The organism is Arthrobacter burdickii, assembly GCF_030433645.1.
In the GTDB taxonomy this organism is placed as follows: domain Bacteria; phylum Actinomycetota; class Actinomycetes; order Actinomycetales; family Micrococcaceae; genus Arthrobacter_D; species Arthrobacter_D burdickii.
The window spans coordinates 198,946-215,844 of sequence record NZ_JAROCG010000002.1; the positions used below are offsets into that span (position 1 = coordinate 198,946).

The 16,899-nt window shown below is 64.5% G+C and carries 13 protein-coding genes; 7 read left to right on the forward strand and 6 right to left on the reverse strand.

The features are described 5' to 3' along the window. Positions 1 to 34: 34 nt before the first annotated feature. The 3 genes from pxpA to P5G52_RS15605 all read right to left on the reverse strand — a co-directional run bounded on the left by pxpA (position 35) and on the right by P5G52_RS15605 (position 3,366). The gene (pxpA, locus tag P5G52_RS15595; RefSeq protein ID WP_301229200.1) at positions 35 to 778 is read right to left on the reverse strand and encodes a 5-oxoprolinase subunit PxpA; all 744 of its coding nucleotides are present in this window, start codon (positions 776 to 778) and stop codon (positions 35 to 37) included. A gap of 149 nt (positions 779 to 927) precedes the next feature. Continuing rightward, positions 928 to 1,857, reverse strand: a complete 930-nt coding sequence (locus tag P5G52_RS15600; RefSeq protein ID WP_301229202.1) for a pullulanase X25 domain-containing protein — start codon at positions 1,855 to 1,857, stop codon at positions 928 to 930. A gap of 402 nt (positions 1,858 to 2,259) precedes the next feature. Beyond that, on the reverse strand, positions 2,260 to 3,366 hold the full coding sequence (locus P5G52_RS15605) for an SDR family oxidoreductase (protein WP_301229204.1): 1,107 nt from the start codon (positions 3,364 to 3,366) through the stop codon (positions 2,260 to 2,262). Between the two features lie 241 nt (positions 3,367 to 3,607). On the opposite strand from P5G52_RS15605, the gene P5G52_RS15610 reads away from it, so the two are divergent. Further along, on the forward strand, positions 3,608 to 4,018 hold the full coding sequence (locus P5G52_RS15610) for a DoxX family protein (protein WP_301229206.1): 411 nt from the start codon (positions 3,608 to 3,610) through the stop codon (positions 4,016 to 4,018). A 34-nt stretch (positions 4,019 to 4,052) separates the two neighbouring features. On the opposite strand, the gene P5G52_RS15615 is transcribed toward P5G52_RS15610, so the two are convergent. After that, entirely contained in the window at positions 4,053 to 4,376 is a 324-nt protein-coding gene (locus P5G52_RS15615) for an NIPSNAP family protein (protein ID WP_301229208.1), read from the reverse strand. Positions 4,377 to 4,620: 244 nt separating this feature from the next. Between P5G52_RS15615 and P5G52_RS15620 the strand changes: the two genes are divergently transcribed. The 3 genes from P5G52_RS15620 to P5G52_RS15630 all read left to right on the forward strand — a co-directional run bounded on the left by P5G52_RS15620 (position 4,621) and on the right by P5G52_RS15630 (position 9,006). Beyond that, complete coding sequence (locus tag P5G52_RS15620) at positions 4,621 to 6,033, forward strand: sensor histidine kinase (RefSeq protein ID WP_301229210.1); 1,413 nt, start codon at positions 4,621 to 4,623, stop codon at positions 6,031 to 6,033. Positions 6,034 to 6,056: 23 nt separating this feature from the next. Further along, on the forward strand, positions 6,057 to 6,671 hold the full coding sequence (locus P5G52_RS15625; RefSeq protein WP_301229212.1) for a response regulator: 615 nt from the start codon (positions 6,057 to 6,059) through the stop codon (positions 6,669 to 6,671). 313 nt (positions 6,672 to 6,984) lie between these two features. Further along, the gene (locus P5G52_RS15630) at positions 6,985 to 9,006 is read left to right on the forward strand and encodes a coiled-coil domain-containing protein (RefSeq protein WP_301229214.1); all 2,022 of its coding nucleotides are present in this window, start codon (positions 6,985 to 6,987) and stop codon (positions 9,004 to 9,006) included. Positions 9,007 to 9,857: 851 nt separating this feature from the next. Here the strand turns inward: P5G52_RS15630 and P5G52_RS15635 are convergent. After that, positions 9,858 to 11,360, reverse strand: a complete 1,503-nt coding sequence (locus tag P5G52_RS15635; RefSeq protein ID WP_301229216.1) for an amidase — start codon at positions 11,358 to 11,360, stop codon at positions 9,858 to 9,860. Positions 11,361 to 11,608: 248 nt separating this feature from the next. Between P5G52_RS15635 and P5G52_RS15640 the strand changes: the two genes are divergently transcribed. Both P5G52_RS15640 and P5G52_RS15645 read left to right on the forward strand, forming a co-directional pair. Further along, on the forward strand, positions 11,609 to 12,532 hold the full coding sequence (locus tag P5G52_RS15640; protein ID WP_301229218.1) for a trypsin-like serine protease: 924 nt from the start codon (positions 11,609 to 11,611) through the stop codon (positions 12,530 to 12,532). A 59-nt stretch (positions 12,533 to 12,591) separates the two neighbouring features. After that, positions 12,592 to 13,263, forward strand: a complete 672-nt coding sequence (locus tag P5G52_RS15645) for a zinc-binding dehydrogenase (protein WP_301229220.1) — start codon at positions 12,592 to 12,594, stop codon at positions 13,261 to 13,263. 202 nt (positions 13,264 to 13,465) lie between these two features. Here the strand turns inward: P5G52_RS15645 and P5G52_RS15650 are convergent, their stop codons facing one another. Further along, complete coding sequence (locus tag P5G52_RS15650; RefSeq protein WP_301229222.1) at positions 13,466 to 14,257, reverse strand: AfsR/SARP family transcriptional regulator; 792 nt, start codon at positions 14,255 to 14,257, stop codon at positions 13,466 to 13,468. Positions 14,258 to 14,742: 485 nt separating this feature from the next. On the opposite strand from P5G52_RS15650, the gene P5G52_RS15655 reads away from it, so the two are divergent. Further along, on the forward strand, positions 14,743 to 16,854 hold the full coding sequence (locus P5G52_RS15655; protein ID WP_301229224.1) for a M1 family metallopeptidase: 2,112 nt from the start codon (positions 14,743 to 14,745) through the stop codon (positions 16,852 to 16,854). The last annotated feature ends 45 nt before the right edge of the window (positions 16,855 to 16,899 follow it).

Here is a 16,899-nt window from a genome sequence, read left to right on the forward strand (position 1 = left end):
TTTCGGGAGGTTGGGTCAGAATCGGGAAGTTGGGTCAGTGGCTGTCGATGGCGGAGCGGACGGCTGCCGCCACCGCGGGCGAGTTGGGTGCGTCCGAGTGGACGCAGACGCTGTCGAACGGGATGGTGAGCAGGGTGCCGTCCGACGCCTCGACCTGGCCGTCCCCGAGTGCCCGGGTCACGCGGCGTGCGGCTGCTTCCGGATCGGTCGGTTCCGGCCGCCGCTGGATCAGCAGTTCGCCGGCAGGGCCGTAGTTGAGGTCCACATAGAGTTCGGCGACGAAGGGCACGCCGAGTTCCTCGCAGACGGACTGGTGCGCCGTGCCGGCAATGCCGTAGACGGGGACGTCGAAGAGTCGGGCCACGCGGGCCGCGCTCCTCATCAACTCCGGATCCCGGGCCAGCATGCCGTAGAGGGAGCCGTGGGGCTTGATGTGGTTGAGGGGAGCGCCCTCACGTCGCAGGAAGGCGGTCAGGGCACCGACCTGGTAGAGGATGAGGGACTCCACCTCGGAGGGGGAGAGCTTCATCTCGCGGCGGCCGAAGCCGACGAGGTCCGGGAGCCCGGGGTGCGCGCCGATCAGCACGCCCTTCTCGTGCGCTGCCGTCACGGTCTCCGCCATCGTGTCCGGGTCCCCCGAGTGGAACCCGCAGGCCACGTTGATGGCGTCCACGGAGTCCAGAAGTGCGCGGTCGTTGCCGAAGGAGTGCAGGCCGAGGGACTCGCCCATGTCCGAGTTGATCATCGGCGTCGTGCGCCGCTCTGGAACGTCCACCATGCGTACACCCTAGTGAGCATGCAGCGGGCGGGATAGAGCGCCGTCGACTTTCGCTGGACCTCGCGTCCCGTGCCTACAGTCCGCGAACGACGACGGCCCCGCCCGCTGCCGGACGAGGCAGCGGACGGGGCCGAGGATCGGGACCGGACCTAGGAGGTCTCGATGTCCTTCGTTGAGTAGTCGAACCGGAAGGTCACCGACGTGTCGTGGAGCAGGTGCAGTTCGTGGTTGTCGCCGTCACGCACGCCGAACCGGCCGTAGTTCTCGTCCCAGGAACCGTTGACAAGGATCTTGAACTGGTAGCCCCCGGCGGGCAGCTGGAGGGTCCGCTTCCAGGCGTTCTCCGTCGGCTCCCAGTCGAACTGCAGCTCGCGGAGGTCAGTGCTCCAGTGGCCGGCCTCGCCGAACAGCGGGTCGAAGTTCCCGGAGAGGGCGACCGACTGCGGCTGGTCCTGCCACGCTTCATCGGCGGGCGTGTCGGTCGGCGCGTGCTCGGGCGCGGTGTCCGACACCTCGAGGGTCGCCGGAACCTCCGGGGGAGTGGGATCCTCGGCCCCCTCCGACGAGGAGGCGGGGCCGGACGGCGCCAGGTCCGCCATCGTCTCCGAGACCTCGGATGTCTCGGCCGTCTCGGGTGCGGGCACGGCCTGCACTGCCTGTGCCTCTTCACCCAGGGATTCGGGTGCCTGCGGCGCATGCGCCGGAGCGTCGGCCTGCTCGGGCACCGGTGCGCCGCTGATCATGGCGTTCACGAACTGGTCCGGGTCGGCGAAGGCGTGAACGGCCCGGGCGCCCTCGTCCGTCGCGGTCCAGCCGCTGCGGCCCTTGACGAGCCAGCCGGCCTTCACGAGCTTCGCCGTCGCCGTCGTCAGGGCCTTGTAGCCGCGGGGGACACCGCCGCCGAGGAGCTCGGATTCCTTCTCGTCGAAGGGGACCTTCGCCACGGCCTGGGACAACAGCTCGCTGGGCGCGAGGCCGGTTCCGGACGACTGGTGGTCGGCCAGCAGGGCGAGAGTGGTGCGCAGTCGTTCATTGGTGCGGTTGGCGGGGGCGATGGCGGTCTCCTTCGTGGGCTTCATACGGCGGTCTGCCGTCCATCATCACCGAATCAGCGCGCGCCCGGTAGTTGTTTCCGCGAACGGATGCCTGTCCGGGCAGGCCTTCGGTGCTGGCGCTATGGACGGCAGCACCCTGATTTTATCGGAGGCTGGGAATTCCCGGTGCTTGTGACGAAAGTCGGTAATTCATGATTCTCCCCCTGTCGGAACGACGGCCACTCGATGCACCGTCCTGCCGTGATGACGGCTGTTTGCAACAGTAGGAGAGGCCGGCGCGGGACAAGGTGCGGCCGAATACCCGATTCCCCGCAGGAGCTACCTATTCGGCGCTGAAAGGGCCGGAACCGCCCGGTGCCCGCGTGCGCCGGACGACGTCGGCATACCTCCCTGCCCCTGAGTCGGACCGGACCGAACCGGGTCGGATCAGGCCAGTGGCGGGATGACCCTGGCGGTGGCCAGTTCCTCGAAAAGCTCGAGGAATCGATCCTCTGTGTCGAGGCAGTCGGCGAACCCGTGCTGCCGGGCCTTGATGGTGGAAGTGACGTTGTCAAAGCCGGAGCGGAAAAGGAAGTCGCCGAAGGACCAGCCTGCGAGGTCTTCGTACGGCGTGGGTACGAGGTCGTACTTCGTCACCATCTGCTGCCAGAGGTCCTGGTGCTGCGGCATTGCCTCGGAGAGCAGGACGGGCTGCGGTTCGGCGTAGTCCATCTGGAAGTGGCGGGCGAAGATCGGCCACAGGTGGCGCCACCGGATCTGGTCCCCGTTGGTGATGTTGTAGACCTCGCCAGCGGCTCGGGGTTCTGAACCTGCCCAGACAGTGGCGCGAGCCAGCAGCGACGCGTCGGTCACCTGGTAGAGGGCGTCGTAGGCGGCGTGGGTGCCGGGGAACCGCAGGGGCTGGCCCAGCTCCCGGCAGATGCTCGCGTAGACGGCGATGACCATGAGGATGTTCATCGGGTTGCCGACGGCGTACCCGACCACACCTTCCGGGCGCAGCATGGTGGCGTCGAAGCCGCGTCGAGCTGCGGCAGCGCGCAGGATGTCCTCCTGCTCGTAGTAGAAGTTGGGCTGGATCAGCCGCGGATCACGTTCCTTCGCGGGGGTGTTGAAGTAGCCCAAGTGGGCCCCGTACGCCTTCCCGCCCTGGTACAGGGTGACGTGCCGTAGCGGTGCGCCTCCGTCCTCAAGGCCCTGCAGGGCATTGACAAGGAGGGCACTGTTGACCTCGATCTGCTCCCTGGTCGTGGGGCGTTCGATGTAGGCGCCGAAAACCAGATGGGTCGTATCCCGGGCGCTGCCCAGTCCGGTCCGTGCTGCATCCCGGTCAAGCAGGTCCACCGCCAGGTGCTTCCACCGGGCGCCGGCGACTGGTCGGCGGCTCAGACCCCGGACCGCTGTTCCGCGGCTGAGGTACTCGTCCGCAACATGCCGACCGATGACCCCGCCGGCGCCAGCGACCAGCACGACCTGTGACTCATCTGCATCGCTTGGAGGCGTGGCCGTCGTCGGGTTGGTGGCGGCATCGGTCATAGCAGGAAGCTCCTTCAACGTCGGGGATCAGCACCGGTGGCGGCTGCAGAATTCCTGCTCTTCCGTTCGACGTCAACGATAGCCAGATGACGTGCTCGTCTGGCGGTGTGCAGCCGGGATGCTCCCTGCCCGCCTGATGGTGTATCAAGGAGGCCGAAGTAGACACCCCGTGGTCCAGGTCGCCCTGTGCTCGCCCGTAAGCTGGCAACTCGGTGTTAGGCTCCGCCGGGTGAGGTCTCCAGTGCGCACCTCCTTGGTCCGAACCCTCGGGTGCATCACCCTCGGAGTCTTCCTTCTCGTCGCCGGAACCGCGCACCTGACCGTGGCGCGGTCCGAGTTCACCGCCCAAGTCCCAGCTTGGTTGCCGCTCGATGCCGACGTCGTGGTGGTCGTGTCCGGCGTCGTCGAACTGGTGCTCGGGGTGGGCCTGGTGTTCTTCGGTCGGCACCGTGTGTTGGTCGGCTGGGTCGTCGCGGCCTTCTTCATCGCTATCTTTCCCGGCAACATCGCTCAGTACGTCGACGGCGTGAGCGCCTTCGGACTGGACACCGACCGCGCCCGCCTCATCCGCCTGTTCTTCCAGCCCGTGCTGGTGCTCTGGGCATTGTGGTCCACGGCCGCCTGGCGGGACCGACGGTTGCTCCGGCGCTGACGCCTTCGCTTCCGGCGCGGGCAGCTGACGGGGATTAGCGGGCGACGGCAATCGGGTAGAGGTCCGTGGCTTCAAGCATGACGGACTCGATCTTCGCCGCCAGTGCGCCGTCGACCTCGGAGGCCGACTTTGCATCGATCCAACGCTGGTCCGCCTGGAAGGCCGCCCAGTTCGCCTTCGGGTCACCGTCGTGCTCGAGGATGTAGACGAGGACGTCGTCGGTTCCTACGGGGGTCCAGTATCCGAGGCTCTTCATCTTGTGTTCGGTGAAGAGGTTGATGGTGTTGTCCCGGAAGCGTGACATCAGGGCATCCATCTTGCCCGGGTTGGCGGTGTAGGTACGGAGTTCGTAGGTCATGCAGTTGCTCCCTCTGAGGACGACGATGTAACGGCCGCGGCGGCAACCACGGCCCTGCCCAGCATAGGCACGGCGGTGTGGCGACGCGCGGAAGGTTCCTCGGTCAGGTGCTGAGCTGAAAAATATCTGGGGTCTAAGTGCCTGCAGGCCTATACCATGTGTCTCACGGCTGGGTAAGAACGGGCTGAAGTAAGTCCGAAAAGTAGGTTCTTCGTCTTTCAGTGTGGTGAGGAGACCGAAGCCGATGGACGACCGCATCGATGCGGGGAGTCTTAGAGGTGCTGTCTGGCTGACGCTGGCCGGATGGGCGGTCGGGCTCGTTGTGACCGGACTTGTTCTGTGGAGTCCCGCCGTGCTTTTCGGGTACCGCAGTCCTTCCCTGCACCTCGTGGTGGACTCGGTTGATTCCTGTGTGGCCTTGCTGGTGGCATATCTCTTGTCCGGTCGCTTCGTGCGACGCGGCAGGCTGCAGGACCTGTTGCTAGCTCAGAGCCTCGTGGTCCTGGCTGTCGCTGGGGCTGGCTTGTCCTGGATGAGTGAGTCCTTGGGCGAAGATCGCGACGGAACCTTCGATGTCTGGTTGCCACTGACGCTTAGGCTGATCGGCGCGATCCTCATCGCGTCCGCTGCGCTGGTAAGTCGGTCCCGCCAAGTGTCTTTCAAATCGGCGTGGTGGGTGCTGGCCGTACCCATGGTGGTCGTCGTCGTGACGTCCTCGGTCATGTGGCAAGGGCGGTTCCTGCTGCCCCTGGCTCTCGGTCAGCCTGTGGACGAGGCCAATCAACCTATGCTGCTTGCAGTTCATCCTTTGTTCCTGACCGCCCAAGGGGCGGCGGCGGTGTGCTTCATGGTGGCGTCGATTGTCTTCACCAAGCGCGCGGTTGAGCACCCGGACCCGCTGCTGTCTTGGGTAGGACCGGCATGCGCCCTGGGTGCCTTCGCCCGCGTCAACTACGCTCTCTTCCCCTCGCTGTATACAGACTGGTTCTACATCGGTGACTTGTTGCGAACCGGCTTCTACCTGCTGCTCTTGATAGGGGCCAGCCGTGAGATCAAGCAGTACTGGGACGCCTACTCCCAGGTGGCCGTATTCGAGGATCGGCGGCGGCTCGCGCGAGAGCTGCACGATGGGGTCATTCAGGAACTTGCGCTGCTGCGAATGGAAGGTTTTTCCCTTCCGCCCGGCCTACAGGCGAGGGACAGGATTCTCACAGGCTGCGATCGGGCGCTGGATGAGGCTCGTGCCGCAATTCATGCTTTTGGTCATGGCGGGGACGAAGCCCTGGGACTTGTCCTGCACCGGACCGCGCGGGAGTTGTCCCAGAGGTATCGAGTCCGCTTGGAGGTTGATGTCGATGACTCCATCGAAGTCAGCGCAGAGCAGCAGCACGCGCTGGTCCGCATCACTCGCGAAGCGGTGGCCAACGCCGTTCGCCATGGTCGGGCTGAGCATCTGCGCATTCGCCTGAGCGCGGACAGTGACCAGCGATGCCTGGCCATTCAGGACGATGGAACGGGTTTCGACGTCTCCGGTGCCACGGGCCTCGGCGCGGGCTATGGTTTGATCAGCATGCAGGAGCGGGCACGAGCCTTGCCCGGGTCCCTCGACATAACATCGCGGCCGGGAGAGGGAAGCGTGGTGACGGTGACATGGTAGATGAGCACCGGCTACGGGTTGTGATGGCCGATGACCATGCCCGGATCCGCGCAAAAGTTCGCCAGACGCTGGAAGCGGATGGCTGGGAAGTGTGCGGGGAGGGAGCATCCGCCGAGGAAGCAATCCAACTCGCCATGGAGCATCGTCCCGACGTGGTGCTGCTCGACATCCACATGCCCGGCAACGGAATCTACGCCGCCCAGCAAATCAGCAGGACGTTGTCCGAAGCCGCCGTAGTGATGCTCACCCAGTCTGCTGACGACGAGGATCTCTTCGACTCCCTGCGGGCGGGAGCCTCTGGGTACCTGCTCAAGAGTACGGATCCCGCAACCCTCGCCGAGGTGCTGCGTGGGGTACTCTCCGGCGAGGCGCCGATGTCCCCCGCGCTCGTCACTCGCATCCTGCAGGAGTTCAGAGCGCCCGGTCGGAGCATCCTGCCCCGCAAATCGGCGGCCGCCGCCAAATTGAGCCCGCGCGAGCGGGAGGTCATGGAACTCCTCGCCCAGGAGTTGTCTACCGAGGATGTCGCCCACAAGCTCTTCGTCTCCCCAACCACGGTCCGCGTCCATGTCTCGACGGTCCTACGAAAACTTCGCGTCAAGGACAGGAAGAGCGCTTTCCACCTGCTGAAGGGGTAGCGGGGGTCCGTCGCTGGAAGGTCACCCAGCGTCGTGAAGTTCTTTACTCCTGACCGCAATCAGCGTTTAGGCATTTGAACGCAGGCAAACGGTTCTACCGCCCCGTTTCGCCGTAGCCTTAATTTCATTACGAGGGGTCGGCTGCCACACCAAGGGGCTGGAGCCCAGACCGCTGATACACCGTAGAAATGCTTCCGCCACTGCTGATCCGCGTGAACGGCAGGGTTACTCGCGTTGAATGAACGCCGTTGCGCGACCTTTCCAATCATTCACTCAAAACTGCACGCCCAACGGGCCTGAACGAGGGAACACCATGAGCAAGAACATTCGGACTAGCGTCGCAGCCGGGTCCACCGCGAAATCCGTCCTTGTCCGCCGCGTCGCAAGCGCTGTCATCCTGCCGGGGATCCTGACCAGCATGCTGGTTCTCGCCCCGCAGGCGTCGGCCGCGACCACCGCCCCTGTGTCGGGCATCTGCAACGGGGTGGTCAACCAGCAGGCACATCGCGGCAACGTCCAGCCGAACCTGCTCAAGGCCGCGGCGCGTCAGAACGCGGAGCAGATCGCGACGCTGACCGCTGAGCGGGCCGCGCTGGTCACCACGCAGAACACCCTGACCACGCAGATCAAGGCAGCCGAGGCTGAGATCGCGGCGCTCGACGCTGAGCACGCCACGCTGGTCGGGAAGGTCGACTTGGTGACGATGTCGCTGACCAAGCTCGAGGCCGATCAGGCGACGCTGACCGCAGCGATCGCCACCGCGAATACCGAGTTGACCACCCTCCAGGGCCAAAAAACGACGCTTGTGAACCAGATCACGCCGCTGGAGACGCAGCTGACCGCCGCACAGACCGAGCTCGCCGGCCTGAACACAAAGAAGACCCAGGCGCTGGCCGACAAGGCAACCAAGGAGGGCGAGCTCGCTGCCGCCAATACCCGCCTGCAGACCCTGACCGGCGCAGCGACGGCGGCGCAGAACACCGTCAACGCCCAGCTGGCCCTCATCACAACCGCGACGGACGAGCTGGCCGGTCTCACCGCCCAGGGTGACGCGGCGCAGGGGCTCGTGGACGCGGCGGAGAAGAAGCTGGCCGATGCCCGTGCGGCGCTGCCGGCGCTGGAGACCGCGGCTAAGACCGCTGACACCAATGCCGCCGCAGCGACCGCCGCCATGGTCAAGGCCGAGGAGAACCTGCGCCTGGCCGAGCAGAGCGTCACGACCTTCACCCAGCGGATCGGCACCATCGAGGCCAGGCTCCCGGTACTGCAGACCGAGATCGCGGGTGTGCAGGGTGACATCAGCACGAAGAACGCCGAGATCGCCGCGAAGCAGAAGGAGATTGCCGCTGCTACCGCGACGCCGGTCGCCGACGCCGCCGCGCTGAAGACGCAGCTCGCCGCCCTGGAGGCTGAGCTCGCAGCGGTCAAGGGCAACTCGGACAAGAAGAAGCAGGAGCTGAACGCTGCGATCACCGCCAAGAAGGCGGAGATCGCCGCTGCAGAGCTCGCGGCCGCGAACAAGACGGCGGTGATCAACGCCCTGAACGGTGACCTGACCAAGCTGCAGGGTCAGCTCGCGACGCTGAACTCCCAGCTGTCGGCCAAGCAGCAGGAGAGCAGCAACCTGCAGCAGCAGCTCCCGGGCCTGCAGACCAGCCTCGCCGGGGCCAACGCGCAGGTCACCAGCGCCACCGGGACGCTGGCCGACGCCAAGACCACCCAGACCGCCGCGAACACCGCCCTGACCGGCGCCAACGCCGCCGTGGCCGCGAAGAAGGCGGAGATCGCCGCACTGGAGGCGGCGCTTCCGGGCCTGACCGGTGACCTGACCGCGGCCAAGGCCGAGATCACCAGGAAGCAGGGTGAGCTCACGGCCCTGCAGGACGCTCTCCCCGGGCTGCAGGCCACCCTGACCGCTGCTAACGCCGCGGTGACCACCGAGACGGCGGAGGTCACCCGTCTCGACGGTGAGGTCGCCAAGCTCGTCGGGACCCTGGGCACGCTGAACACCTCGATCACTGCCGCGGAGAACGCCATCCTCTCACTGCAGAACCAGCTCACCCCGCTGCAGACCTCGCTGAACACGCTCAACACGCAGATCAGCGAGAAGGAGGCGGCCCTGACCACCGCCAAGGCGGACCTGTCGAAGATCGACGCGCAGATCGTCACCCAGGCCGCCACCCTGCGGACCCTGGAGAGCGCCAAGAAGCCCAACCGCGACGCGGTCGCCGCGCAGAAGGCCGTCGTGGCCGGGCTGCAGGCCCAGTACGCCGCGGTCCTGGACAGGATCGCCGTTATCGACGGCACGATCGCCCTAGGCGGTTGCCTCGCCTGATCGACCGTAATACCCCGAAGCGCCCCAAGAGCCGATTCTCCTGGGGCGCTTCGCTGTCTGCCTGCGATGCAGCACGGACCAGGCGCGCTCACGCTTCATGAGCTTGTGCACGACCTGCCCGAGGAACCGCAGCGCCAGCCCTGGCCCCTCGTGCGCCTGATAGCGCCTTCGTACCGTTCGGCGACCTCTCGAAGGCCGCAGGGTGCCGTCCCGAACTGCCGGGTTCGGCGCGGAAATCCACCGGACGTGGATCTTGATGGTCGCCTTGGGACGAGCACGGTTGAACCAGGTCTCGGTGGGGTTTATGAGCGCGATCTATACGAGAAATCGTTCAATGGTTTTCTTCTTACGCCGCTGCACCCGGTGCGGCTAACCTAGCGGCGCAGCTTACAAAAACTTCTAGTAGCTCTCATATTCTGAGATGCCAGGCCGCCCGCTTAATCTCTGGATATGACGACAAAACAGAACGGGCTCAGCCCTGTTGAGCGGTGTCCCCGATGCAGGTCCGAAGCCTGGCCGATTGCCTATGGCATGGTCCTGCCCTCCCTGCAGGAGGAGAACCCGCGCGTGGTCTACGCGGGCTGCGCGATGACTGTGGAATGGCGTCCTGACCCTGCCACCGGTGAGCCTCGTGGCGGAACGCCCGAATGGGAGTGCCAGGCAGGCGAGTGCCGCTACCGCTGGTGGTAGGAAGCCCACGCGCCCGAAGCACTCCAGCCGCGCCACCGTCTACTGCTACCTGAGCATCGGCAGCAATGAACCGATGTAATCGGAGTCTGCAGCAACATGTCCCGGATGCCTGCTCGCGCAGCGTGAGGACTTGACCGCCCTATGTCTTGGGCCTTAGGCGGTCACAAGCTTACTGGTGCGCTCTGGGGGTGAGATCGGTGCCCGATGACCTGTTCGAAGCCGTAACCGACGGCGAACATCGTGGGCTCGTCATAGGGACGTGCCAGTATCTCCATGCCGACGGGCAGGCCGGAGTCGGTCAGGCCGGCCGGTACCGTCATGGACGGCATCCAGGTCTGCGAACCGATGACCGTGTTTGTGGGGAAGTTCAAGGTGTTCCACAGCCCGGAATCAGTGTCTTCGTGGGTGGGCGGGGCGACCTGGCAGGTTGGATAGACCAACGTATCGAGGTTATTGGCCTCCATGAGATTGACGACCGTTTTCATGAACGCTTCGCGCGCGGTGTAGGCGGTGTAGTAGCTCACGTCGTTCAGCGGGTCATCAGGTCCGGCTGCCAACGCCTCGAGGAGGTCGAGTTTCCTATGGTACCGGCCGGAGTCGATGATCTCGGCGACGGTGCGGGCCGGCGGGTTGGGTTTGGATGAGAGCCAGTTGTTGATGTCGTGCTTGGACTTGATCGTGTACATGGACGTTCGACCGATCCACCCGGACAGGTCATCGATCGTGACATCGACCAGCGTGGCGCCGCCTGCCCTCAGCTCATCGAGGGCGCTGACCATCACCTGATTGACGGGGGCAGCGTTGGGGTCGGTGTCAGCACCGAATGCGCTACGCAGTACTCCGATACGTCGTCCCTGCAGGGCGTTGGGGACCAGGCAATCCACGTAGGACGCCGGAGCGCGTGCCACGGAGTAAGCGTAGGTGAGTGGGTCGCTCTGGTCGAAGCCGGCCATCACGGTGAATACGCGGGCGGCGTCTTCGACGGATCGGGCCATCGGGCCGATCGTGTCCTGGACGCTGACCAGAGGGTTGCATCCTGTTCGACTGATCAAACCGGGGGTGGAGCGAACCCCCACCAGGTTGCAGAATGAGGCCGGTAACCGCACTGATCCTCCGCAGTCCGTGCCGAGTCCCACGGTTGCGTACCCTGCCGCGATGGCGGCGCCGGTTCCGCTGCTTGATCCTCCTGGATCGCGGTCAAGGTCGTAGGGGTTCTTCGTCACCCCGGTACGGGAGGAGTAGCTGAACCATGACGTGGCCCAGTCAGGGAGTGTTGTTTTCGCCAGGATGATGGCACCCGCGCCCCGCAGTTTGGCGACCACTGTTGCATCTTCCTCCGCCCGGAAGTCAGCGAAGATTTCCGATCCGAACGAGGTCGGCATATCAGCCGTTTCCAGACAGTCCTTGATGACCATGGGGATGCCATGCAAAGGCCCGACCGGTTGCCCTGTTTGCAGGTAAGCATCATCCAGCGCATCGGCTTGTTCCCTGGCGGCCTGATTGATTGTGACCACTGCGTTCAGCTCAGGGCCGGCATGGTCAAAGGCCTCAATCCGGTCGAGGTAAGCGTCGACCAACTGCCGGACAGTAACCCGACCGGTAAACAATGCGGCCTGGATTCCCGCGATGTCAGCATTCTCGAGCGACGTACCGTTGAGATCCATGAAGCTTCTCCCATGAGAGGGTCAGATAATCTTCTGCCCTGACGCTAGGACCAGCAAGAAGCAAGGTCAACCCTTCAGTGAGGGGTATCAGCCTCCCAGCAGAACTGCCGCCCTGCTGGAACTGGGCTGGAGGTTTGGGACAGTGCTTCCCTAGTTAGTTTGCTAGCTGGTTGTCTCCGCATGGAGCCTTGACCCTCCCACAGGGCCGGCGGATGATTGGCGCACCCGGTGTGACATCTTGTCCAGCTGTGGAGGCATTCCGGCGTGACGCAACCGGTCACCAAATGAATCGATTCGGCATGCCCCTCCACAAACCAAAGGACATGATCATGAAGCCCATCCTCAGGAGAATGACGCTCCTCATAGCGGCAACTCTCTCCCTCATCGTTGCAGGAGCTTTACCGGCGCCAGCCATTACCGGCGGCGAACCGGACGGCAACCGCCATCCCAATGTCGCCCTTATCGCCTTCTACCTCGACGGCAATGGCCCCTACACCTGCTCCGCCACACTGATCTCGCCCACGGTCCTGCTTACCGCAGGGCACTGCACGGTAGGGACCTCGGGTGTCACCCTGGTCACCTTCGACCCAGTCATCGCCGAGGAGCCACCGTTCCCGCTGCCCTTCGCAGCAGATCCCACTGTCGGCTATACGGCGGAGGAGCTCGAAGCGGCGGACCAGCTGTGGGGGACGCCGACTGCGCACACCGAGGTGAACTTCATGGATCGGTCCCGCTTGAATGACGTGGGCATCATCGTGCTTCACGACCGGGTCACCACCATCACACCTGCGACGCTCGCTCCTGTCGGATACCTTGATCAATTTAAGTCTCCCCGCCTGAGCAAGACCCTCTTCGAGCTCGTCGGATACGGGACGGAAGTGCGGAAGGCAGAGACCGGACCGCAGAAGCCGCAACCGATGGCCTACCCGCTGATTCGCCGCACCACGACCTCACCAGGCCAGAAGCTCACGCCGTATATCCTTCAGCTTCAGGGCAACCCGAACGATAACCGCGGTGGTGGCGGGACCTGCTTCGGAGACTCCGGCGGGCCAGTCTTCCTCAACGGTTACCTCGTCGCAGTGACGAGCTATGGGTTCAACGGAATCTGCCGGTACATCGACGGCTACCAGCGTGTAGACACTGCCCTGGTGCAGAACTGGTTGATTCCCTGACCATAGGTAACAGTCGAGAAGCACCTCGAGCCATCGCTGTTTTTGTAGCTCTCATGCTGATGCTGAGTAAGGTAGGAGCCGCGGACGTCCCGTTCGACGTCGCGGACCTGATCGCGTGTTCCGTCGTGACGGATTTGGGGGCGGTGGTGAACGACGCCGGCGTGGAGGCGGGCACGTCCGCCGTCGTGGTCGGAACGGGCGGCGTGGGACTCTCGATTATCATGGCGCTGCGGCTCGTCGGCGCGAACCCGATCATCGCCGTCGATCTCAGCGAGGAGAAGCTCGCTGCTGCCAGGGAGTTCGGTGCCACCAATACGCTGCAGCCCTCCGACGGCCTCGCCGAGGAGGTCCGCACGCTGACGGGCGGGGGAGCGGCGTACGCCTTCGAGGCGATCGGCGGGTCCAGACCATCGAATCCCTCCCATCCCTCATCGCGGCGGGCGGCAAGGCCGTCATCGTGGGACTGCCACCCGAGGACAGCCCCGTGTCGATCGACGCGCTCGCGGAGAGCGGCAAGTCGCTCATCGGCTCCAACTACCGTTCGACCGTGCCGGGGCGGGGACTTCCCGCGCCTGGCGGCGCTGTACCTCGCGGGGCGGCTGCCCGTCGACCGGCTCATCTCACACCGCATCGGTCTTGATGAGGTGAACGAAGCCTTCGACGCGATACGCCGAGGAGAGCGCGCCCGGAGCGTGATCGTGTTTGGTCAGTCCCTGGCTCGCCGATCCTGACGTCCAGCCTGCGCTGCACCGCACCTTTGCGCGGGCTTCCCTCGACGGGTCGCTCAGACGTCGGGTTCGAGGTAGGCGTTAGCGCACCTCGGGGCGCTGGGTTCCTGACCAGCGCCCCGAATGCTGCTACAGGCGGTGCTGTTGTGGACCTCTTCCTCGAATCGAGCCGAGGGCCGGAGTCGCTTCAGACCCAGCAGGAATGCTACGTGTGGTTGAACACCGGCTTCTCGCGTACCCGAAACTCGTTGGTAGGAACCAAGGGTTCCTTCCTGGTGCGCGCTTGACCGTCGAGAACACGAGCTACAAGTCTGGTGAGTGAATCAGAAGGCTGCAGTCCCATGTCCTCCTCCAGTTTTTTCTGATACCGCTGGTAGTTCCGGAGCGCAGCGGCCGGATTGCCGTGCTTCAATTCACCTTCGATGAGTATTTGGATTGCTGCCTCATACAGCGGTTCGATCTCCAGAGCCGCCTCTGCGGCAGCGCCTGCAGTTTCGCAATGACCCTGATCAAGAGATTGTCTGGCGATGATGGTGAACGCGCGAAGGCGGTCCTGTTGCAATCGGCTCTGTTCGGAGACGACCCAGTCGTCATACCAACCGGGTAGTAGCCGTGCATCACGCAGATCAGCCAACAGTGCTGCTGCCTCCACCTCAGATGCCACCCTCCTGAAGTCTCGGAGACGGGCTTGGACAGTGTGCAGGTCCACATCGGCCCGCTCGCATAGAGAAAGCATCGGGCCATTGTTGACTATGAGGCCCGGAACCTGGCGAGAAACCAGGTGCATGCTGACCCTTAGGCTCTCCAGAGCCTTCGCATCGGGGTACTCCGGCCACAGCAGGCCGACAAGGTGATTTCGGAGACTTGGGCCCTTGACGGCAAGCGCGGCAACGAGGCGCTGCTGGCGTGGTGCAACATGAATGCTCACTCCGTGCCGGTGAAGCATCCAGGTCCCCAGAAGGTGGAGTCCAAATTCTCCGTCGTTGGAGTAGCCCATGGGAACCTGATCTCGGTTCGTCAGAACGGGTGGAGTGTGCAAAAACTAGGATCCTCACCCGGATGGACAGTGTCAATGAACCGTCCCACTTTTCCATCGCACACATCCGCTGAAGGTTGCTCAACCGTGGAGAGCCTTACGGTGCGAGCCGGACAGGGCCTCCCTGAGGGAAGGCTGTTGGCAGAGCTCGTCCTGAAAAAGGGGGGAGTAACGGCCCAGTAACGCCTCGGTAACGGCGTAGTAACGCCACCGGCAGTGCAATGGAACCCGGCGCCGCGCCCGCGGTCGTCTGGGCCGGTGTAGGGGTAGTTGCGAAACGCAGGTGCTTCACGTTGTGGACGGCAGCATCCTTCCCGGATTAGTCAGGAAAGTAGGACTCGCCGATGTCGTCGTTCCAACCTCCGGCCCCCGGGACCGGTCCTCATGCCTCCGGCCGACGCCGGCGCACTTCTGCGCTGGCGGCACTGCTGCTGTGCGCTGCCGCGTTGCCCGTTTCTTCCGCCACGGCCGCAGAAACCACCTCGGAATCCACACAGGAAGAAGCCCTCTCGGGTGGAGCCGATTACCAGCCCGGGGCACCCGGGCTGGGTGATCCCTACTTCCCGCTGGACGGTAACGGCGGCTACGATGTCGACCAGTATGTATTGGATCTCAGCTACGATCCGCTGACCGACACCCTGAGTGGGACAGCGACAATTATCGCCAAGGCCACGCAGGACCTCTCGGCCTTCAACCTGGACCTGGAGGGTCTGACGGTCCGCGAGGTGATGGTCAAAGGACGTCCGGCTCAATTCACGCGCGACGGTGGCGAACTGACCGTTACTCCGCAGCGGGGTATTCGGGACGGTCGCCGATTCACCACGGAGGTGCGCTACGACGGCGTTCCGGAAACCACCACCAACCCGTTCGGGCAGTCCGGGTTCTTCCACACCGACGACGGCTCCCTGGTCATCGGTGAGCCACATGTGGCGGCGACCTGGTTCCCGGTCAACGACCATCCGCTGGACAAGGCCTCCTACACCTTCCACATAACGGTTCCTGAAGGTCTCGAAGTCGTGGCCAACGGTCGCTTGCTCGACGACCGGACGCGGGACGGCCTGACCACCTGGACGTGGGAGGCGCGCGAACCGATGGCGTCCTATCTTGCAACTGCCAGTGTGGGGCAGTGGGATTTCAGCCAGTACAAGGTCGGGCGGATCCACTACCTGGATGCGCTGGACCCTGACCTCTTCGACCCGGTGGCGGAACCGCGGACCGGCACCAATTTCGCTTGGTCCCAGACAGCGGAAGGTTCCTATAAGAGGCTCACCCGGACAATCAAGGTCCCGGACAGCGGGGCGGAGTTGTCCTTTTGGCTGACCCGCGACACCGAACCCGACTGGGATTTCGCCTTCGTGGAGGCCCGCACCGTCGGTGCCGAAGACTGGACAACCCTGCCCGATGCCAACGGGCATACTTCCGGGGAGACAGGCGTGGTCTGCCCGGTGTGGCACGGTTTGCATCCGTTCCTGACGCACTATCAGACGGACGATGCCGCGGGCGGCTGCACAGCATCGGGCAGCTCCGGCGCGTGGTGGGCGGCAAGTGGCGCCAGCGAAGGCTGGGAACAGTGGTCGGTCGACCTGGCCGACTTCGCCGGCAGTGAGGTCGAAGTGTCCATCAGCTACGTCAGTATCACTCAGCGCCCCGGCGTATTCGTCGACGATGTGGTGGTCTCCACGGGCGAGGGCAGCACTTCCTTTGAGGACGACGGCGACACCTTGGACGGCTGGGCGGTAACCGGGCCGCCGGCGGGCAGCCCAGGCAATGAGAACGACTGGGTAGTAACAGCCGACCCTCCCCCAAGCGCCGGGGAAAACGCGCAGGCTTCCCTCGCCAGGCAACCGGAGATCATCGGATTCCTCGAAGGCTACTTCGGTCGGTATCCCTTCCGGGACGCCGGCGGAACCGTCGACGACCTCCGGGGGGTGGGCTTCGCCCTGGAGAACCAGACACGGCCCATCTACTCCAGGGATTTCTTCACCGACCGTGTACAGGGCGATTCAGTAGTGGTGCACGAGTTGGCGCACCAGTGGATCGGGGACAGTGTTTCCGTGGAGGCCTGGCAGCACATCTGGCTCAACGAGGGGTTTGCCACCTATGCCGAATGGCTGTGGAGTGAACGCGAGGACCTGGAAACCGTCCAGGAGATCTTCGATTCCATTGCCTCGATCCCGGCTGACAACCCGTTCTGGAGCGTCAGGATCGGCGATCCTGGGCCCGACGCGCTCTTCGACTCTGCGGTCTACGCTCGGGGTGCCATGACCCTGCACGCGCTGCGGCAAGCCGTCGGCGACGAGGACTTCTTCCGCATCCTGCGCGAGTGGGCGCAACTCCACGCCGACGGCAACGTCTCCACGGACGATTTCATCACCCTCGCAGAGAAGATTTCGGGCGAGGAACTGAATCCGCTCTTCGACGAATGGTTGTTTACTGCCGAGAAGCCGGCCAGTCTGGAGGTTGCTGCGGGAGCTCAGAGCACGGCACCGGGTACCAACGATGTGCCGCCGGCCATCGGAAACCTGGAACGCAGGCTCGGAGACGGCAAGAAGCGATGATCCAGTAACCTGCTCCAGAACGCAGATAACGCCCTTCCCGGTTGG